General features: G+C 62.7%; 15 protein-coding genes. 6 read left to right on the forward strand and 9 right to left on the reverse strand.

Annotated elements, in window-relative coordinates:
• Window positions 1-89: 89 nt before the first annotated feature.
• On the reverse strand, window positions 90-2,438 hold the full coding sequence (locus OH764_RS05480; protein WP_498848304.1) for a Tex family protein: 2,349 nt from the start codon (window positions 2,436-2,438) through the stop codon (window positions 90-92).
• Between the two features lie 162 nt (window positions 2,439-2,600).
• Between OH764_RS05480 and OH764_RS05485 the strand changes: the two genes are divergently transcribed.
• The 3 genes from OH764_RS05485 (at window position 2,601) to yoaA (ending at window position 6,441) form a co-directional block, all read left to right on the forward strand.
• Window positions 2,601-3,722, forward strand: coding sequence for a hypothetical protein (locus OH764_RS05485; RefSeq protein ID WP_498848305.1), 1,122 nt, complete (start codon window positions 2,601-2,603; stop codon window positions 3,720-3,722).
• 171 nt (window positions 3,723-3,893) lie between these two features.
• On the forward strand, window positions 3,894-4,112 hold the full coding sequence (locus OH764_RS05490) for a DUF465 domain-containing protein (RefSeq protein WP_020065556.1): 219 nt from the start codon (window positions 3,894-3,896) through the stop codon (window positions 4,110-4,112).
• A 64-nt stretch (window positions 4,113-4,176) separates the two neighbouring features.
• Window positions 4,177-6,441 (forward strand): ATP-dependent DNA helicase, encoded by a 2,265-nt coding sequence (yoaA, locus tag OH764_RS05495; RefSeq protein WP_498848306.1) that lies wholly within the window; start codon window positions 4,177-4,179, stop codon window positions 6,439-6,441.
• A gap of 185 nt (window positions 6,442-6,626) precedes the next feature.
• On the opposite strand, the gene OH764_RS05500 is transcribed toward yoaA, so the two are convergent.
• Together OH764_RS05500 and OH764_RS05505 are read right to left on the reverse strand one after the other, a co-directional pair.
• Window positions 6,627-6,890, reverse strand: coding sequence for a hypothetical protein (locus tag OH764_RS05500; protein WP_084166713.1), 264 nt, complete (start codon window positions 6,888-6,890; stop codon window positions 6,627-6,629).
• A gap of 233 nt (window positions 6,891-7,123) precedes the next feature.
• Entirely contained in the window at window positions 7,124-8,374 is a 1,251-nt protein-coding gene (locus OH764_RS05505) for a JmjC domain-containing protein (protein WP_498848307.1), read from the reverse strand.
• 32 nt (window positions 8,375-8,406) lie between these two features.
• Between OH764_RS05505 and OH764_RS05510 the strand changes: the two genes are divergently transcribed.
• Window positions 8,407-8,952, forward strand: coding sequence for an FKBP-type peptidyl-prolyl cis-trans isomerase (locus OH764_RS05510; RefSeq protein ID WP_020065559.1), 546 nt, complete (start codon window positions 8,407-8,409; stop codon window positions 8,950-8,952).
• Here the strand turns inward: OH764_RS05510 and OH764_RS05515 are convergent.
• From OH764_RS05515 to OH764_RS05530, 4 genes are all read right to left on the reverse strand, one after another.
• A complete protein-coding gene (locus OH764_RS05515; RefSeq protein WP_498848308.1) occupies window positions 8,932-10,338 on the reverse strand; it encodes a hypothetical protein in 1,407 nt (468 codons plus the stop codon). The genes OH764_RS05510 and OH764_RS05515 overlap by 21 nt on opposite strands.
• Window positions 10,325-13,009 carry a DNA mismatch repair protein MutS gene (gene mutS / locus OH764_RS05520; RefSeq protein WP_498848309.1) on the reverse strand — a complete coding sequence of 895 codons (2,685 nt, stop codon included), beginning with the start codon at window positions 13,007-13,009 and terminating at the stop codon, window positions 10,325-10,327. The genes OH764_RS05515 and mutS overlap by 14 nt, the downstream gene beginning before the upstream one ends.
• A gap of 249 nt (window positions 13,010-13,258) precedes the next feature.
• A complete protein-coding gene (gene lplT / locus OH764_RS05525; protein ID WP_498848761.1) occupies window positions 13,259-14,557 on the reverse strand; it encodes an MFS transporter in 1,299 nt (432 codons plus the stop codon).
• Between the two features lie 326 nt (window positions 14,558-14,883).
• On the reverse strand, window positions 14,884-15,687 hold the full coding sequence (locus OH764_RS05530; protein ID WP_498848310.1) for an inositol monophosphatase family protein: 804 nt from the start codon (window positions 15,685-15,687) through the stop codon (window positions 14,884-14,886).
• Between the two features lie 428 nt (window positions 15,688-16,115).
• On the opposite strand from OH764_RS05530, the gene OH764_RS05535 reads away from it, so the two are divergent.
• Entirely contained in the window at window positions 16,116-16,955 is an 840-nt protein-coding gene (locus tag OH764_RS05535) for an RNA methyltransferase (RefSeq protein WP_498848311.1), read from the forward strand.
• A gap of 211 nt (window positions 16,956-17,166) precedes the next feature.
• Window positions 17,167-18,135 carry a serine O-acetyltransferase gene (gene cysE / locus OH764_RS05540; protein WP_498848312.1) on the forward strand — a complete coding sequence of 323 codons (969 nt, stop codon included), beginning with the start codon at window positions 17,167-17,169 and terminating at the stop codon, window positions 18,133-18,135.
• Between the two features lie 70 nt (window positions 18,136-18,205).
• On the opposite strand, the gene OH764_RS05545 is transcribed toward cysE, so the two are convergent.
• Entirely contained in the window at window positions 18,206-19,003 is a 798-nt protein-coding gene (locus OH764_RS05545; protein ID WP_498848313.1) for a UDP-2,3-diacylglucosamine diphosphatase, read from the reverse strand.
• Between the two features lie 52 nt (window positions 19,004-19,055).
• Entirely contained in the window at window positions 19,056-19,550 is a 495-nt protein-coding gene (locus OH764_RS05550) for a peptidylprolyl isomerase (protein WP_020065568.1), read from the reverse strand.
• Window positions 19,551-19,631: the final 81 nt, after the last annotated feature.

The raw sequence follows: 19,631 nt of genomic DNA on the forward strand, positions 1-19,631 counted from the left end.
AATGCGTGGGTTTTTTATTGGGTGGCGGGCGGTAAAAGGCGCGTGTTCAGTGGTGCACAAGCGCTTCGTCCACTGAACACGCAGACTTCTTACTTTTGCTTCAACTTCGCGAATGCCGCAGCCATTGCGCCGCCTGCTTCGGGTTCGCGTGAGCGCTGTTGCGGCGCGCCGCGTCCATTCCCACCCGATCGGCCAAAGTTGCCGCGATCCTGCTGCGCACCGCCGCCACTGCGCGCAGCCGCCGCGCCGAACTCGTCGTCGAGGCGCATGGTGAGCGCGATGCGCTGACGCTTCACATCGACTTCGAGCACCTTGACCTTGACGATCTGTCCGGCCTTGACGACCTCGTGCGGGTCCTTGATGAACTTCGTCGACATTGCCGAAACGTGCACGAGCCCATCCTGATGTACGCCGATGTCGACGAACGCACCGAACGCCGCGACGTTCGTGACGACGCCCTCGAGTACCATGCCCGGCGTCAGATCGCTGACTTTTTCGACGCCTTCGCGGAACGTCGCCGTCTTGAACTCAGGGCGCGGATCGCGGCCCGGCTTTTCGAGTTCGAGCAGAATGTCGCGCACGGTCGGCAGACCGAAACGTTCGTCGACGAATTCTCCGGGTGACAAGCCGCGCAGCGCATCCCGATTGCCGAGTACTTCACCAACGTGCTTGTTGATCTTCGCAAGGATCCGTTCAACGACCGGGTACGCTTCCGGGTGCACGGACGAGCGGTCGAGCGGGTTTTCGCCGTTGTTGATGCGCAGAAAACCTGCAGCCTGCTCGAACGTCTTCTCACCGAGACGCGGCACCTTGCGCAGATGGTCGCGCGACGGAAACGGGCCATTTGCATCGCGATAATCGACGATGTTGCGAGCCAGCGTGGCGTTCAGCCCGGACACGCGCGCGAGCAGCGCGACCGACGCCGTGTTCGCGTCAACACCCACGGCGTTCACGCAATCTTCGACGACCGCGTCGAGCGAGCGCGCAAGCTCGCGCTGATTCACGTCGTGCTGATACTGCCCGACGCCGATTGCCTTCGGCTCGATCTTCACGAGTTCGGCGAGCGGGTCTTGCAGCCGCCGCGCGATCGACACCGCGCCGCGCAGCGATACGTCCATGTCCGGGAATTCCTTCGCGGCCAGTTCGGAAGCCGAGTACACCGACGCGCCGGCTTCGGACACGACGATTTTCTGCAGCTTGAATTCTGGATGGCGCGCGATGAGTTCGCTCGCGAGCTTGTCCGTTTCCCGCGACGCCGTACCGTTGCCGATGCTGATCAACTCGGCCTGCGTCTGCGCGCAGATGCGCGCGAGTTTCGCAATGGAGCCGTCCCAGTCGCGGCGCGGCTCGTGCGGATAGATCACGTCGGTGGCGAGTACCTTGCCGGTCCGATCGACCACCGCGACCTTCACGCCGGTGCGCATGCCCGGATCGAGGCCGATCACGGCCTTCGGTCCCGCGGGTGCGGCCAGCAGCAGGTCCTTGAGATTGCGTGCGAACACGCGAATCGCTTCGTGCTCGGCTTCGTCGCGAAGGTTGGTCAGCAGTTCGTTTTCAATGTGCGGCTGAACCTTCACGCGCCAGCACCAGCGGCACACGTCGGAAAGCCACTTGTCGGCCGGACGGTTCTGATTGGCAATACCGAAGTGACGTGCGATCAGCGCTTCGCCCGGATGGGGCACCTGTGCGTCGAGTTCTTCGCCAAGGCCCAGCTTGATCATCAGCACGCCCGCATTGCGGCCGCGGAAAAGCGCGAGCGCACGATGCGACGGCACCGTGCGAATCGTTTCCGCATAGTCGTAGTAGTCGCGAAATTTCTCTTCTTCAGCAGTTTCCTTGCCTTCGACCACTTTCGACGACACCACGCCCTGATTGAACAGGTAATCGCGCAGTTTGCCGAGCAGATCAGCGGTTTCGCCGAATTGCTCGGAGAGGATGTCGCGGGCGCCGTCGAGTGCGGCCTTCACGTCGGCGACACCTTTCTCCGCGTCCACGTACGCGGCGGCTTCCGTTTGCGGGTCGAGCAGCGGATTTCCGAGCAGCGCGTCGGCGAGCGGCTGCAGGCCGGCTTCGCGGGCGATCTGCGCGCGGGTGCGCCGCTTCGGCTTATACGGCAGGTACAGGTCTTCGAGCACCTGCTTGCTGTCGGCGCCTTCGATCGCATTTCGCAGCTCGTCGGTGAGCTTGCCCTGTTCGTCGATGCTCGCGACGATTGCCGCGCGCCGGTCTTCCAGTTCGCGCAGATACAGCAGGCGTTCTTCGAGATTACGCAACTGCGTGTCGTCGAGATTGTCGGTCACTTCCTTACGATAGCGGGCGATGAACGGAACAGTCGCTCCTTCGTCGAGGAGTTGCACCGCGGCCGCGACCTGGCGCGGCTGTACGGACAGTTCGGCGGCGATGCGCTGTACGATCTTGAGTGCTACGGTTTCCGTCATAAGCTCTTGGGTTTCCTGCGGACTCGGTCAAGGGCCGTGCGCCGGCGGCGCCTTACGGCGCCGGGCACGCAGTGCGTGCGCGCTGCGACCAGGTTGCTAGAGCGGGGCATTTTGCCACAAATGCCAAAGGGCTCAACCGCCGGGGGTGATAGAATTTCGGGCATGTTCCGTTGCCCCTCTACGACGTTGCCAATCTCCTTTTCTTTCAACCGCCTGGGCTCGAAGCCGGACTCCCGTACGCCACATTTGCCGCTGTCCGCAGTTCGCTGGCCGTTCACGTTGCATGGACGGGTGACGCGTGACGTCGAAGTGAGCGCGCCGGTTTCGGGCAGAGCGTTCGCGGTGTCGTGTGCGGCGTGCCTGATGGCTGCCGCGCTCGCATTATCGGCGCCCGCTTCGGCGCAATCCGTGGCGCCTGAAAGCGGCGCTATTGCGCCCGCCGTAAAGCCCGCGGGCTCGGCAATCCGAAGCGCGGCATCGGCGGATCAAGGCAATGGCGTCAGTGGCGAAACGAATGGCTCAGTAAATGCCGGAGCTGATAGCACAGCGGGCGGCGACAGCGCGACGTCGGGAGAGAGCGAGTTCGACGCGAGGCAGAAGGTGCTTAACCAGCGCAGCGACGAAAACAACTACCGCTACAGCGTCGCCGAGCATAATTGCTACAGCACGTTCTTCGTCAATCACTGCTTGAACAAGGCGCGCGATCAGCTGCGCACGGTGCAGGCGCAGATCCGCAAGGAACAGCTCGCGCTCGACGGCGAAGAGCGCGCGCAACGTGCCCGCAAACGTGACGAGCAGGCGGAGCTCAAGCGCGCACAGGAGGAAGCAGGCGCGCCGCAGCGCGCCGCCGAAGACGCGCGCAACGCCCAGGCTTATGAAGAGAAACAGCGTCAACATCAGTTGAACGAGGCGCAGCGCAATGCAGAGGCACCGCAGCGCGCCGCGAACGCGCAGGCGTACGAGGAAAAGCAGCGCCAGCACGCGATCGATCAGGCGAAGCGCGGCATCAGCCCGTCGAAGGCCGCGGCCAATCAGCAGGCTTACGATCAGAAGCAGGCCGACTTTCAACGCAAGCTCGATGAAGCTCGTCAGCAGGGCGCGCAAAAGGCTCAGGAACGCGTAGAGAAGCAGCAGAGCTTCGAGAAAAAGCAGGCCGAAGCGGCTCAGCACAAAGCCGACGTCGAAGCGCGCCAGAAGCAGGCAGCCGAAAAAGCGGAGCAGAAACGTCAGGACCAGTTGAAGCAGCAGAAGCAACTCGAAGAGCAGCAGAAGCAGCAACAGTAAGCCGCGCGTGGCGTAGCGCTCGTGTGGCGGGCGCCTGCGCGGTTGTAGTATCGCAGTAGTGCACGCATGGGTGCAGGCAGTCGTAGCGCGTTTTAAGCCGGACAGCAACCTCAGGCAACGGGCTGAACATGGCGAACATGCAGCCCACGCAACAGTCGAGCGGAGGCGAGCATGCGCGATCAACATCACGTCATCAACGCGGACACACTTCGCGACCGGATTCTGCAACTGGAATCGGAGCACAGTGGGCTCGACCGTTTGATCGGCCGAATGTCGGATGAGCCCGGCATCGACGACTTCGAGTTGCAGCGCCTGAAAAAGCGCAAACTCAAGGTCAAGGACACCATCATCTTGCTGCAATTGCAGCTCGAACCGGACGTACGCGCCTGAGTTCGCGGCCTGGCAGGCGCCGGTCGCGCGCCGCGCGAACCGGATTTTGCAGGAAACGCTTGCCTTGAATTCACCGCTTGAAACTTCCCGCCGCGCGCCGGCCGCCGACGAGGCATCACAAACCGGCACACCCGCGCCGCGTCCCGCTGCGTCCGCGCTGAGCGCGTCGCTCAATCCACGCCGCGCCGCGGAGCTCAATGAGATCTTCGCCGATAACGGTTTATTGGCCAGGCAGATCGACGGCTATCGGTCGCGCGCGTCGCAGATCGAAATGTCGCGCGCCGTCGCGGCCGCGATGGAAGCGTCGGGCCGCGCGATGCCCGAGCCCGCGATGTTCGAGGCGCAAAAGCGTCCGGCGCGGCGCCTGCAAACGGGTGCCGCCGAGACCGCAGCCGAAACGGTAGAAGCCGACGAAGCGCAGGCCGTGGACGGCGGCGAGAATACGCTGATCGTCGAGGCAGGCACTGGTACCGGCAAGACCTATGCGTATCTCGTGCCGGCCATGTTGTGGGGCGGCAAGGTGATCGTGTCGACGGGCACCAAGCACCTGCAGGACCAGCTCTTTCAGCGCGATATTCCGACCGTGCGCGACGCGCTTGCGGTGCCGGTGTCGGTCGCCATGCTCAAGGGCCGCGCGAACTATCTATGTCATTACTATCTGCAGCGCACGGCGGATAACGGCCGTTTGCCGTCGCGCCAGGAAACGTCGTATCTGCAGGACATCGTCCGGTTTGCAAAGATCACGCGCACGGGCGATAAGGCCGAACTCGCGAGCGTGCCGGAAACCGCGGCAGTGTGGTCTATGGTCACGTCCACGCGTGATAACTGTCTCGGCCAGGAGTGTCCGCATTACAAGGACTGCTTCGTAATGCAGGCGCGCCGCGAAGCGCAGCAGGCCGACATCGTGGTGGTCAATCACCACCTCTTTTTCGCCGACATCATGTTGCGCGATACCGGCATGGCGGAACTCCTGCCCACGGCCAATACGGTCATCTTCGACGAAGCGCACCAGCTTCCCGAAACCGCCACGCTGTTTTTCGGCGAGACGCTTTCCACCGCGCAGTTTCTGGAACTCGCACGCGATTGCGTCGCGGAGGGCTTGGGTCATGCACGCGACGCGGTCGACTGGGTCAAACTCGGCTCCACGGTGGAACGCGCCGCGCGTGACGTGCGGCTCGCGTTCAAGGAAGACTCGGTGCGTTTGTCGATCGGTCAGTTGCCGGACGATCATCCGTTGTTTGCCGCACTCGAAGCGCTCGAAACCGAACTTGACGCGTTGACCTCCGCGCTCGCAACGCAAGCCGAACGCGCGGAGTCGATCGGCGCGTGTCTGCGCCGCGCTCGTGAGCTGCAGGGCGTGCTCGCCGGCTGGACGACGCCGCCTACCGAGCTGGAACGTCAGACGGTCGATGCGGCTCAGAGCGGCTCCGCGGAAGGCAAGGGCGAGCGTGCCGATCCCAATGAGAAGGTGCGTTGGATCGAAGTGTTCGCGCATACCGTGCAGTTGCACGAAACGCCGCTCTCGGTCGCGCCGATCTTCGCCAAGCAGCGCGCAGGTGTGCCGCGCGCGTGGATCTTTACATCGGCCACGTTGTCGGTGCGCGGCGATTTCACGCACTACGCCGCGCAAATGGGACTTAACGCCAAACGTTCTATGACGTTGCCGAGCCCGTTCGACTACCCGTCGCAAGGGCTCCTGTATGTGCCGCGCAATTTGCCTCAACCGTCGTCGCCCACATTCACCGACGCTGTGTTCGACGCAGCCTTGCCGGCGATCGAAGCGTCGGGTGGAGGCGTCTTCATGTTGTGTACGACGCTGCGCGCCGTGGACCGAATCTCGGCCAAGCTGCGAGACGTGATTGAAGCGCGGGGCTGGAACTATCCGCTGCTCGTGCAGGGCGACGCAAGCCGCACGGAACTGCTCGACCGGTTCCGCGCATATGGCAACGCGATTCTGGTGGGTAGTCAAAGCTTCTGGGAAGGTGTCGACGTGCGCGGCGACGCGCTGTCGCTCGTCGTCATCGACAAGCTGCCGTTTGCGCCGCCTGACGATCCGGTTCTGTCAGCGCGTCTCGACGCGCTGACGAAGAAAGGTCTGAGCCCGTTTGCGGTTCATCAATTGCCGCAGGCTGTTATTACGCTGAAGCAGGGCGCCGGCCGACTGATCCGCGCGGAAACCGACCGTGGCGTCCTGATGATCTGCGACACGCGTCTCGTTGATAAACCTTATGGACGCCGAATCTGGCAGAGCTTGCCGCCGTTCAAGCGCACTCGTGAAATCGAGGTGGTGCGTGAGTTTTTCGAGGAGAGCGGGCAGGCCGCTCAATAGCCGCGCTTCGATAGCCGAATGTCGTTGCGATATCCGGCTTCGATCGCGCTAATGCCGTAGCGAAATCGGCGCATGAATGACAAAACGCCACGGACGTGAGCCCGTGGCGTTTTGTTTTACTGCTCGGGAAACCGAGACGATTTCCCGATGCAGTTTTCGCCCGAAGGCGAACCCTACGCGACAGCTTACTGGCTTGCGCCCGAAGCCGGAGCAGCAGCCGAAGCAGCAGCGCCTGCGTCCGAAGCAGCGGTCGTAGCCGAAGCAGCAGCGTCGCTCGCAGCAGCAGCCGCACCCGAAGCAGCAGCAGCCGAATCCGAAGCTGCAGCAGCAGCCGGTGCCGAAGCGGCAGCTGCGTCGCTAGCCGGGGCAGCGGCTTGGTCGTTGCTCTTGTTGCATGCAGCCAGTGCCACAGCTGCCAACAGGGATGCTACGAGGAGGGATTTCTTCATGATCACGTCCTTTTATGGTTAAAGGTAAGCAACAGCGCAAAATAATACCGGTAATGTGCTCCAACACCGACCTGGGCCGCTGGTGGAGACGCTCTTTTGACGAGCAGGAATCTTCCCTACGGCTTGGGCGGAAATTATATGCACTTTCGTACTGACAATCCATAAATCCGGGGTCAATACGTTGTCTTTCTCATACAAAATTTCAATGTACTATGTATAACAGACACGCGAGGCTAGGCAAGCTCGCCTATCCGTATCCAGCCCGCACAATACCACTCGTGCAGCCGTGCTGTCACCGACGAATCATGTGAGAGTGTTACAAAGCGTTTCGCACTCAGACACCGGTGATCGGCGAGATCAAACAACCATTTTTTCGCGCCGTCAAACGACATTTTCTCTCCATTTACGAAGAAAAAACGGCGGTTGTACAACATATTCGTCTTGCGGTCGAGTCGCACACCTGAACTCGACGCCTGGCTAATGAAACGTGCTTCGTTGAGCGGCTTTTGCGGCGGATCAAAGACGACACTCGGCTTGGGTTCGCTGAGGTACGTACCAAGGAACGACGCAATGTCCTGCTCATTCCATTTGATCCCAGCAAGGATTGCGCCAACGCGTTCGACCAGCGCGGCAGGCAGTTCCGCCGGCCGGTCGACGGCAGGTTGCTGTGGGTCACGGTAAAGCGCTCCGGCCTGACCGTTTTCTTCACCGCGCTCGGCCAGATGATAGAGAAACTGGGCAGTCAGCTCACCGGCCGACGGCGCGCGAAAGCCAATCGAGCACGTCATGCACTCGCCTTCGGCGACGCCGTCATGCGCAATGTGCGGCGGCAAATAAAGCATGTCTCCCGGCTCGAGCACCCACTCCTGTTCCGCTTCGAAGTTCTGTAAAACTTTCAACGGCAGCCCTGCTTGCAGCGTCAGATCTTTCTGCGAACTGATGCGCCAGCGCCGCTTGCCTTTTACTTGCAAAAGAAACACATCGTAGGAGTCGAAGTGCGGGCCGACTCCACCGCCGTCGGTCGCATAAGAGATCATCAGATCGTCCAGACGGGCATCGGGAACGAAGCGGAAGCGGTCCAGCAGGGCCCGCGCGCGATCGTCGTAGAGATCGACGCCCTGCACGAGCAGGGTCCACGCGCGCTGCTTCAGCGACGGCAGTTCGTCCGGCGCAAACGGTCCGTGTTCGAGCTGCCACTTATTGCGAAAGTGCGTGATGAGGCGCGCTTCGACTTCGTCCTGGTCCGCCAGTTCGAAGAACTCGTCGCGCGAGAGCGGCGACTCGACATCGGGAATCGCCTGGCGGATCAACAGGGGCTTTTTCTGCCAGTACCGGCGCATGAATTGCGACGGCGTAAGGTTGCCGAGCAGTGGCGTGGGTGTGTCGGGCGAAGGCGGAAGAATCGCGGTAGCCGGCTTTTTAGCCGATGACGAATTGCGTGCCGAAGCTGCTTCGGCCGGGTGGTCAGTGGGCCGCTTGGGCATCGTATAATGTGAGTTGTATTCTGGAGAATCGAATGAAAATCGCAAAGAACACCGTCGTGTCGGTCGCCTACAAGCTGTCGGATGCGCAGGGCAATCTGATTGAAGAGAGCGACGAGCCGATGGTCTATCTGCACGGCGGCTATGATGGCACGTTCCCCAAGATCGAGGAAGAGCTCGACGGCCACGAGGCCGGCTTCGAGACTCAGATCCAGCTCGAGCCGCAAGATGCATTCGGTGAGTACGATCCGGACCTCGTGAAGATCGAGCCGCGTAATCGCTTTCCGGAACCGCTCGAGGTCGGCATGCAGTTCGAAGGCACGCCGGAAGAGGGCGACGAAGACCTCGATTCGCTCGTCTACGTCGTGACCGACGTCGCGGAAGACAAAGTCGTGCTCGACGGCAACCATCCGCTAGCCGGCATGGCGCTGCGTTTTGCGTTGACGGTTAAAGACGTGCGTCCGGCGACCGAAGACGAAATCCAGCATGAACACGCGCATGGCGCCGACGGCCTCGAAGTTCTCGACGAAGACGACGAGGCAGACGACGAAGGCGGGAAGTCAGGGCCCACGCTGCACTGAGCTTGCGGGCGCGCCAGGAGTGCCTGAAGCACCCGGCGCCCCCGTAGTTCCCGGCGTGCGCGGCTGTGCGGACGGGACCGTTTGCGCAGGCGGAACCGACGTAGCGGGTCCGTATCCGCCGCCGCCCTGGTCGGCCGGAATGCGCGGCAACTGGTCGAGTTGCTGGAAGTCCGATTGCGGCTGGCCGGGCGTCTGCAATAGCGGCGGCAAGTCCGAGGCCGGTCCAAGCGACGGCACGGCCGGCATCGAGGCGGCAAGCTCGTCCCGCAGCAACGGAGGCTGTGCCGTGGGCATCGGCATCTGCCGCGGTACGTCGCGCACGGTCACGCGAAACGGCGGCTTTCTTCCAAAGTCCGCTTCTATCTGAATCCACTGGTTAAGGCGATCGTGCGGCGCAAGCGCGACACGCGTGAGGTTCGCCACCAGGTTCCCTTTGTCGTTGCGTAGCGGCTGATCGATCATGAAGCCCGCGCTTGCGCGTTCGTCGTCGGAGTGGATGACGAGCACCGGGCCGGGAAAGATCTGCGCGAGCTTGACGAGGCTGCGCTTGAACTCCAGAAATCCGTCGCGGCGCGGATTGTGCCCGAAGCGCAGCCAGGCGAAACGCTCGGGCCGTTCATAACGCTCGGGATCGGGATCGCCCTGAATGAACACGACGATCGCGCGCGCGTCGCGTCGCTTCGCAAATTCGCCGGCATGCTCGAGCCAGAATGCATTGGCGATCACCCGGTCCTCGAACTCTCCGTTGCGACCGCCGGCGGTCAGATAATGATTGTTCGGACTCGGCACATTCAGCCCGACGAATACGGTGTCTCCTGCCTGCCAGCGCACATTTTCGCGATACGGACGAAAGCGCGATACCTCGCTCTCGCGCGTCAACGCGATCGGGTTCTGACCCATCGAATTCGCGTCGCTAAAGAGCGTCTGACGAAGCTGGTCGAGCCGTTCGACCGGATCGAAACCGCCTGCCTGCGCGCTCGCGCAATCAATCCAGTCGTGCTGACCCGGAATGAAAAATAGAGCGGGTCGCGACGTTTCCATCACTGCATGCCGCCGTTCATACAGCGCATCGCGGCAGGCTTCTTTCGGGCCTTTCAGATTGCCGTCGTACACGATGAACGACAGGCCGCGCTCCCGGCCGATTGCATCGATCAGCCGCTGGGTCGGAGCTTCGTCGGCGGGGCTTTGCATGGTGTTCGCGATGACCGCGAAACTGTAGCTGGGCGCTGCCGCATAGGCCGCCGATGCGGGCAACAACAAACCAAAGACAGACGCGCAGGCGGCGGCGAACCGCCGGCCCCGCGTTAGCGTGAAGGCCATGGCGAATGCCGCGCCGCGTCGGCGCGGACGTTGCGGAAGACAGCGGCGTGCGTCAGTGATCGGCATCCGGCGCTGCGGCCAGCTCGTGCAGTTCATACAGCAGATCGAGCGCTTCTCGTGGCCGCAGATCGTTCGGGTCGATGCCGCGCAGACGCTCGACGAGCGCTGTCATTTCAGGCGATTGCGAAGGCGCTTCGCTGCCAGCACGTTCGTCGTCCGCATCTTCGAGCAACATTGGCAACGGCGCGGCGAACAGATCGAGTTGCGGAGTGGGCTGGGCAGCCGACTGCTGTTCCAGGTGAGCGAGATGCTTGCGCGCCGCGCGAATCACCGCGTTCGGCACGCCGGCGAGCTGCGCGACCTGCAAGCCGTAGCTCTGGTTCGCCGGACCTTCGTTGACGGCGTGCAGGAACACAATGCCGTGTCCATGCTCGACCGCCGACAGGTGCACGTTGGCCGCTTGCGGAAATTCGGCGGGCAACTGCGTCAGCTCGAAATAATGTGTCGCGAAAAGCGTATGGCAGCCGTTGTGGGAAAGCAGATGCCGCGCGATGGCCCATGCGAGCGCGAGACCGTCGAAGGTAGACGTGCCGCGGCCGATTTCATCCATCAACACGAGGCTTTGCGGCGTCGCGTCGTTCAGGATTGCGGCGGCTTCAGTCATTTCGACCATGAACGTCGAACGTCCGCCGGCGAGATCGTCCGCGGCGCCGATGCGCGTGAAAATGCGGTCGATTGGGCCGAACGCCGCGCGCCGCGCGGGCACGTAGCTGCCCACGTACGCAAGCAGCGCAATCAGCGCCGTCTGCCGCATGAAGGTCGATTTACCGCCCATGTTGGGGCCGGTGATCAGCAGCAGCTTGCGCTCCGGCGTAAGCGTGCAGTCGTTCGCGATGAATTGCTCGACCTGCGCTTCGACGACCGGATGACGGCCCTGTTCGATTTCGATGCCTGCGTTCGGCGAGAAGCTCGGCGCAACCCAGTCGAGTGCGCGGGCACGTTCGGCAAAGGCGGTCAGCAAATCGAGCTCCGCGAGTGCCGAGGCAACGCGCTGGCAATCCGGAATGAACGGCAGCAGCGTCTGCAACAGCGCGTCGTAAAGCGAACGCTCGCGGGCGAGCGCCCGTTCCTGTGCGGAGAGCGCCTTGTCTTCGAACGTTTTCAGTTCCGGCGTGATGTAGCGCTCCGCGTTCTTTAGCGTCTGACGGCGGCGATAGTCGTCCGGCACTTTATCGGTCTGGCCGCGCGTGACCTCGATATAAAAGCCGTGCACTTTGTTGTATTCGACGCGCAGATTGCCGATGCCAGTGCGCGCGCGTTCACGCGTTTCGAGATCGATCAGGAACTGCCCGCAGTTCTCCGAAATATCCCTGAGCTCGTCGAGCTCCGCATCGTATCCGCGCGCGATGACACCGCCGTCTCGCACCATGGCGGCCGGCTCCTGTGCAATAGCGCGCGTGAGCAACTCGACGCAAGCTTGGGGCGGTTCGAGCGACACGTCGATGCGGGCGAGCGAATCCGCATTCGATGCAACAGCCGCCACCTTCGCGCGAAGTTCGGGCAGCGCGGCGAAGGTATCGCGCAAGCTCGACAGATCGCGGGGCCGTGCGGAAAGCAGCGCAAGACGGCCGGTGATTCGCTCGATGTCCGAGATATGTCGCAGTGCGCTGCGCAGCGAATCGACGTCCGCCCCCGCGGGCGCCTCGAGCAACGCGCCGATAGCCTGCTGACGCGACTGCGCGACGAGCGGGTCGCGCGGCGGATGATGCAGCCAGTGCCGCAGCAAGCGGCTGCCCATGGTCGTGCAGCACGTGTCGAGCAATGAGCACAGCGTGGGCGACTCGGTGCCGCGCAGTGTCTGCGTAATTTCCAGGTTGCGCCGCGTGGCGGGGTCGAGGCCGATATATTCGGATTCGTACTCGACCTTCAGGCTGCGCACGTGCCGCAGTTGCTGACCTTGCGTGGCCGCCGCGTACAGCAGCAACGCGCCGGCCGCGCCGCATGCGCAAGTGAGTGAATGCGCGCCAAAGCCGTCGAGACCCGCTACTTCGAGTTGATCGCACAAACGTTGTGTGCCGGAGGCGACATCGAAATGCCATGCGGGCACGCGAGTCAGCGCGCGCGCGCCGGTGGGCGGTGTCCAGCTCGCCGAGTCCGCAGCGGTGTCGGCAACCAGAATTTCCGCAGGGCCGATCCGTTCGAGCGCCGCGGCCACCTGATCAGGTGCGACTTCCGCGAGCCGCAACGCGCCGCTCGCAAGATTCAGCCACGCGAGGCCGACGCCCGTCGCGACGCCGCGACGGTTGTGCGCGACGCACATGGCGAGCAGAAAGACATCGCTTTTGTCCGACAACAGCGCGGCGTCCGTTAGCGTACCCGGGGTGACGACGCGCACCACCTTGCGCTCGACTGGACCTTTAGACGTGGCCGGGTCGCCGATCTGCTCACAAATAGCGACGGACTCGCCGACCTTTACGAGCTTCGCCAGATACTGTTCGACCGCGTGATGCGGCACGCCCGCCATCTTGATCGGATTGCCCGCCGACGCGCCGCGCTGCGTGAGCGTGAGATCGAGCAGGCGTGCGGCTTTTTCCGCGTCTTCGAAAAAGAGTTCGTAGAAGTCGCCCATCCGGTAGAACACCAGCGTGCCCGGATGCTCCGCCTTGATGCGCAAGTACTGCTGCATCATTGGCGTGTGTTGTGCGACGTCGCTGGCCGCTGCGGTTTGAGTGCCCATCCTCGGTATCTTTTTGCGTTAGCTGTTCAGGGCGTGAGTTTAACCCGCCGACGCGGCGAGCGGACCCTGGCCGGATGGCCAACCCACGCTGTGAAGCGGATTGCTCGGGGCGCAAGCACAGGCAAGCATATGCCGGGCAACGTCAGGCACACACACGCCCAAGCAAGCACACCCCAGCACATCCCAACACGTCAAACTCGCACACACGCCCCGCGACGTGCACGAATAACTTCCGCGCTCGTGCAGACGTCATTCTTCGAGCAGCGCGCGCATATCGGCAGTGCGTTCGTTCGCCGCGCTGCGCCGTTTCGCGAGCCACATCATGAACGTGATGAACGCGCCGAACACGACGATAATCCATTGCGCGGGCATCCTGGCGGTGAGCAGCAGCGCATACGCGCCGAGCATTAGCAGCACGGCCAGATTCTGGTTGAAGTTCTGCACCGCGATCGAATGGCCGGCAGACAGCAGCGTTGCGCCGCGATGCTGAAGAATCGCGTTCATCGGCACGATGAAAAAGCCGGACAGCGCGCCGAGCAGGATCATCAGCGGATAGGCGAGAAGGATATAGGCCGGTGCAACATATGAACCGATGTGGACGCCCGCGTCCGCGGGGAACAGGTTCTTGTTGTAGAACGCCATTGCAATCGCCACCGCGCCGGTTACGATGCCGACCGGCAGCACCGCGAGCGAACGGCGCAGCGGAATCAGCGCGGCCGCCGCTGTTGCGCCGACGGCAATGCCCAGACCGGTGACGCCCTGCATGACGGCCGCCTTCGAGAGCGACAAGCCGAGGTTCACATTGGCCCATTTCAGAACGAGCAATTGCAGGGTCACGGCTCCGCCCCACATGAGCGTCGTCACCCATAACGCGATCTGTGCCAGTTTGTCGGCCCACAGCACGTTGAAGCAATGATAGAAGTCGCCGACGAGCTTCGTCGGTTCTGACAGGCGGTTCGGATAACGTGCGCCGGTGTCGGGAATAAACACGTTGATGCCCGCGGCGATCGCGTAGGTGAGCATCACGGCGAACATCGCAAGATCGGCCGATGAGCGAATCAGCGGCAGATGAGCGCGTGCAACGAATTTATCGGCAAATGTGCTGATGAGCGCACCGCCCACCATCGTGCCGACGATCGTCGACAGCACGGTCGCCGATTCGAGCCATGCGTTTGCCTTGACGAGTTTCTCGGCCGGCAGCAGCTCGGTGAGAATGCCGTACTTCGCGGGCGAATAGGCGGCCGCGCCGAAGCCGACCACGCCATAGGCGATCATCGGATGCACGCCTACGATCATCATCAGACAGCCGCTCGCCTTCAGCGCGTTCGAGATGAACATCACGTGGCGCTTTTGCATGGAGTCCGCAAACGCGCCGACGAAGGGCGCGAGCAGCACGTACGAGACGGTGAAAAAAATTTGCAGCAACGGCGTGACCCACGCGGCCGAACGGATCACCGACAACAATGCGATGGCGGCGATCAGCAGGGCATTGTCCGCCAGCGACGAAATGAACTGCGCCGCGATAATTGTGTAGAAGCCTTTTTTCATGAAGCGGATGGAAAGCTGCGCGCTAGCCTTAGGCGTAGAGAAAGGCGCGAACGAGGCGCGCATGCAGGCGCAGCGTGGAACGCGAAATGCAGCCAGCGAGAAAGGCGCGCCGGCGCGGCTTCCCGCTTTGTAGCACGAACGCTCGCACGATGCAGGCGCGCCAACGAAAAAGCGGCCGAAGCCGCTTGTCGTGATTCTGCCCATTACGATTTCTAACTCGCTCGATTCGCTCCCCGCGTTGCCGCAGGATTCAAAGGACCGGGCGAGCCCGTTGCAGCTCTCTGTATGCCGGGAGACTGCCTACGACCGAGCCTCGCTGCGCGCCGTTAAGCCGGTTGCTGACGCGTGCGGCTGTAGCGCGACAGGATCGGCACCATCTGCGCGTAGATCTTCGGATTACCGGCGACAATTTCGCCAACGTGCAGGAACTCGGAGTCGCCGGTGTAATTGCCCACCAGACCGCCGGCTTCCGTAATCAGCAGGCTGCCCGCGGCGACGTCCCACGGGTTCAGGCCTTGCTCGAAGAAGCCGTCCATGCGGCCCGCAGCGACGTTTGCGAGATCGAGCGCGGCGGCGCCCGGACGGCGCAGGCCCGCGCACGCTTGCGTCATTTCCGCGAACTGGCGGCCATACGCTTCGAGGCCGTCGGTTTCGCGGAACGGAAAGCCGGTGCCGATCAGGCCGTCGGCCAGCCGGTCACGCTTGGCGACGCGGATGCGGCGGTCGTTCAGGAACGCGCCGCGGCCACGCGAAGCTGTGAAGAGGTCGTTGCGGGTCGGATCGTAGACAACGGCCTGCGTCACGATGCCTTTGTGAGCCAGCGCGATCGACACGCAGTAGTACGGAAAGCCGTGAATGAAGTTGGTGGTGCCGTCGAGCGGATCGATGATCCACTGGTACTCGGACTCGTTGTCCGACTTGCCGGATTCTTCGGCGAGGATCGCGTGATCGGGATAGGCGGTCTTCAGCGTGTCGATGATCGCAGCTTCAGACGCTTTGTCGATCTCCGTGACGAAATCGTTGTGCTGTTTCTTGCTGACCTGAATCAGATCGAGATCGAGCGACGCGCGGTTGATGATCTGTGCTGCGCGGCGCGCGGCCTTGACAGCGATATTGAGCATGGGATGCATGGATTGATCCTTGTGCCGGGGCAGCTCGGCTGCTTGCCGGTGAATGGCGCTACGCGCACACTAATTGGCGCCCTCGATGAGGCGCAGAAACAGCACGGAATGCTCGCCCGGCACGTGACCAGTACGCATTCCGCCAACGGAGACGAATTGAATAAGAACGAAGCGTCCGGTTTGCTCATTGCATGCACTGACCGTGCCGGACACGAATCGCGATATTTTACCTCAGTCCGCAGGTCGCGGCAGCGTTCGAGGCGGGCAGGGCCGTCATGCGCATTTCAATGGGCGCGCGGTGTGGGACGTGACAAGCGATGCGGCGTGCCCTGTGACGGGCAACACGGTGCGTGCCATCGCGTGCAACATCGCAGGTATTTCGGTGTATCCCTGCGTTGGCGCTACCATACGCGTTCTTTCGCTAGCAGAATTTCACCGTGGACCACACCCACCATTCCTCCGATCCCGCCGTGGCCGACTTGCGCGGCGGCTTCACCTCCACGCGCTTCGTGCTGGTCGAGCCGAGCCATCCCGGCAACGTCGGTGCCGCCGCGCGGGCGCTCAAAACCATGGGTTTTTCGCGGCTCGTGCTGGTCTCGCCCCGTGTGCCGAATGTGCAGAGCGATCCGGAAGCCGTCGCAATGGCAAGCGGCGCCGACGACGTGCTCGCGTCGGCCCATGTCGTGCCGACGCTTGCCGATGCACTCTCTGGCGTGCATTGGTCGATCGCGCTGACCGCCCGGCAGCGCGAATACGGTCCTCCACAATGGACGCCCCGCGCAGCCGCAAGTCTCGCGCGCGACGAGGCGTTGCACGGCGAGATCGCGCTCGTATTCGGCAACGAGCGCACTGGCTTATCGAATGAAGACGTCGAGCGATGCAGCGCGCTTGCACACATTCCCGCTAATCCGGCCTACAGTTCGCTCAACCTTGCACAAGCGGTGCAGGTGTTGGCGTACGAACTGCGCATGATCTATCTGACGAGCGACTCCGACACCACGGCGCCTGCCATGCGTGCGCCGCAAACGTCAGCCGCATCTGCCGAGGCTGCAGGCGCGCGTGCAGCGAGCAATGAAATTGAAAGCATGTTTGCGCACCTCGAAAGCGCGCTCGTCGCGATCGAGTTCCTCGACCCGGCGAATCCGAAGAAGCTGATGTCGCGCATGCGGCGGCTTTTTGCGCGCTCGGGCCTGGAGCGGGAGGAAGTCAACATTGTGCGCGGCATCGCCAAACACATCCTCCTGAAGACGGGCCACAAGGACGGTGGCTCGCAGTAGCGCAGCGTGCTAGCTGTACGAGCGGCAGGTTGGCGGCGCTCGACTAACACGACGACCTTTTGCGCTACATGGACTTCCGGCAGGTTTTCGGGAACCGTCCTACAATCCTCCAGACGTTCTAAGCAAAGCTGCCGCGGTGCTATGCGGCGCTCCTGCACGCGCAATGCGGTTAGCGCATGCGGTCTCTATCCCACACAACACAGTCCCTGCCATGTTCACGAGACTTCGCGAAGACATTGCCACGATCCGCGAGCGCGATCCCGCTGCCCGCAGTGCCTGGGAGGTGCTCACGTGTTATCCGGGCTTGCACGCGTTGGTGTTTCACAGGCTCGCGCATGCATGCTGGCAGGCGCGGCGCCGCTGGCTCGCGCGTTTCGTCTCGCAGATCGCGCGCTTCATGACGGGCATCGAAATTCATCCGGGGGCGACGGTCGGGCGTCGTGTGTTCATCGATCACGGCATGGGCGTGGTGATCGGCGAGACCGCACAGATCGGCGACGATTGCACGATCTATCAGGGCGTGACGCTCGGCGGCACGTCGCTCACGCGCGGCGCAAAACGGCATCCGACGCTCGAGCGCGGCGTGATCGTAGGTGCGGGCGCGAAGGTTCTCGGCGGTTTTACAATCGGCGCGGACGCGAAGATCGGATCGAATGCGGTTGTGACCAAGCCCGTGCCGGCTGGCGGCACCGCTGTGGGCAATCCGGCGAGAGTCATCGTGCCGGCGGCGGCTTCAACTGCTGCCGCGGCCGCTGCGGCTTCGGTCGTCGCAAGGGCGGCTGCCCATGCGGGGGGCAACGGGGTTGATAATGCGGCTGTGCATGCGGCTGCCGATGCGGCTATCAACCGCGGCGCGAATGCGGCTCCCGATGCTGCAACGAATGAACCCGCTTCCGCTAACGACACAACGCGTGAGAGCGGCAAGCTCGCTGTCGAGCGTAGCGGCTTCTGCGCATACGGGATCACGCCGAATGCCGACGATCCCGTGTCGCTCGCCATTCATGGGCTCATCGATCATGCGGCCACGCAAGCGAAACGCATCGACGAAATCGTGATGGCGCTCGAGCATCTCGGCACCAGTCTCGAAGGACTGCAAGGCGCCGACGCAGCACTGCTCGATTTGCGGCGCCTGTCAGCGGCCATTGCGGGCAAGCTCGATGGAGCAGTGGTGGGGCGTTGATCCGATCGGTGACGGATCAGGAGTGACGCCGCTATGCGCAATGCGCGGCGGCCTTAACCGTGCATCGCGCTCAATCGAGCGGCAACGCGCGAATTCCCTCGGCGTCGATACGCAGATAGCCGCCGCGCCGTTCGCCATGATCCAGATCCCAGTCCGGCAGTACCCAGCGTATTCCGCCGGGCTCGCGATGACGAGCAGGGCGGTGCGTATGTCCGTGAATCATCGTTGCCGCTTTCGACCATTTGAATAACGACGCGACGCCTTTCGGCGTCACATCGTATTTCAGCGAGGCAGGCCGGGCGCGGCCATGCTCGCTTTTCGACCGCATGTTTTCCGCGAGCGCCTGACGCCACGAAAACGGCGACGCGAGAAAGAGCATCTGCGCGAGACGATTGCGCGCGAGGCCACGGAAGATCTGATACCCGCGATCGGCGGTGCACAGGCGATCGCCGTGCGCGAGCGCGATGCGTGTGCCGAACGCGGTGATTACGAAAGGATCGGGTAGCCAGATCGCGCCGGCTGCTTTCATGAAGCGCTTGCCGAGCAGAAAATCGCGATTGCCATGCATGATGTAAAGCGCGATACCGCGCTCGGTCAGCGTGTGCAAAAGGGCGGCCATGCGCGCGACGAACGGCTCGACGAGCATGTCGTCGCCGATCCAGTATTCGAACAGATCGCCGAGAATGAAAACGGAATCCGCCTGGTCGGCTGTGACCCGGATGAAGTGTTCGAACGCGGCGACCGTGCGCGGAATCGCCTCGCTCAAATGAATGTCGGAGAGAAACAAAAACGGGCGTGCGGCGTGCGGGCGTTTGCCCTCGCCAGGCACGCCCGCGGCGACGCTTCGCAGCGGCGTTTCTTGCAGCATTGAAGGTGCCTGAGTCTGGTCTTTATAGTGTGAGCGCGCCTGCGACCGACAATCAGTCGACGATCACGGCCTTTTCGATCACGACGTCGTCAACCGGCACGTCCTGATGAAAACCCTTCGAACCCGTCTTGACCTTCTTGATCTTCTCGACGATGTCCATGCCTTCGACCACCTTGCCGAACACGGCATAGCCCCAGCCTTGCGGTGTGGGCGACGAGTGGTTCAGGAAGTCGTTGTCGTTCACGTTGATGAAGAATTGCGCGGTTGCCGAATGCGGGTCGTTGGTGCGAGCCATCGCGACGGAGCCGTTCACGTTCTTCAGGCCGTTGTTCGCTTCGTTGTTGATCGGCTCGGCCGTCGGCTTCTGCTTCATGCCCGGTTCGAAGCCGCCGCCCTGAATCATGAAGCCGTCGATCACGCGGTGGAACACCGTGTTGTCATAGTGGCCGGCCTTCACGTAGTTGAGGAAGTTCTCAACCGACTTCGGCGCTTTCTCGGCGTCCAGTTCGAGTTTGATGACGCCGTGGTTCGTATGCAGTTCAACCATGATGGAATCCTTTGATGAACAGGGTGGGTGAAAGAGGCGCGGTGAGCCGCCGTGTGCATTCATGCGCTTGCGTGCGCTTCA

Origin of the sequence: Burkholderia sp. M6-3, assembly GCF_050858985.1 — a bacterium.
GTDB lineage: Bacteria > Pseudomonadota > Gammaproteobacteria > Burkholderiales > Burkholderiaceae > Paraburkholderia > Paraburkholderia caledonica.

What these genes read in the sequence shown, in the direction of transcription:
- OH764_RS05480 (WP_498848304.1), bottom strand. Translation starts at nt 2,438, where the DNA reads ATGACGGAAACCGTAGCACTCAAGATCGTACAGCGCATCGCCGCCGAA.
- OH764_RS05485 (WP_498848305.1), top strand. Translation starts at nt 2,601, where the DNA reads ATGTTCCGTTGCCCCTCTACGACGTTGCCAATCTCCTTTTCTTTCAAC.
- OH764_RS05490 (WP_020065556.1), top strand. Translation starts at nt 3,894, where the DNA reads ATGCGCGATCAACATCACGTCATCAACGCGGACACACTTCGCGACCGG.
- OH764_RS05500 (WP_084166713.1), bottom strand. Translation starts at nt 6,890, where the DNA reads ATGAAGAAATCCCTCCTCGTAGCATCCCTGTTGGCAGCTGTGGCACTG.
- OH764_RS05505 (WP_498848307.1), bottom strand. Translation starts at nt 8,374, where the DNA reads ATGCCCAAGCGGCCCACTGACCACCCGGCCGAAGCAGCTTCGGCACGC.
- OH764_RS05510 (WP_020065559.1), top strand. Translation starts at nt 8,407, where the DNA reads ATGAAAATCGCAAAGAACACCGTCGTGTCGGTCGCCTACAAGCTGTCG.
- OH764_RS05515 (WP_498848308.1), bottom strand. Translation starts at nt 10,338, where the DNA reads ATGCCGATCACTGACGCACGCCGCTGTCTTCCGCAACGTCCGCGCCGA.
- mutS (WP_498848309.1), bottom strand. Translation starts at nt 13,009, where the DNA reads ATGGGCACTCAAACCGCAGCGGCCAGCGACGTCGCACAACACACGCCA.
- lplT (WP_498848761.1), bottom strand. Translation starts at nt 14,557, where the DNA reads ATGAAAAAAGGCTTCTACACAATTATCGCGGCGCAGTTCATTTCGTCG.
- OH764_RS05530 (WP_498848310.1), bottom strand. Translation starts at nt 15,687, where the DNA reads ATGCATCCCATGCTCAATATCGCTGTCAAGGCCGCGCGCCGCGCAGCA.
- cysE (WP_498848312.1), top strand. Translation starts at nt 17,167, where the DNA reads ATGTTCACGAGACTTCGCGAAGACATTGCCACGATCCGCGAGCGCGAT.
- OH764_RS05545 (WP_498848313.1), bottom strand. Translation starts at nt 19,003, where the DNA reads ATGCTGCAAGAAACGCCGCTGCGAAGCGTCGCCGCGGGCGTGCCTGGC.
- OH764_RS05550 (WP_020065568.1), bottom strand. Translation starts at nt 19,550, where the DNA reads ATGGTTGAACTGCATACGAACCACGGCGTCATCAAACTCGAACTGGAC.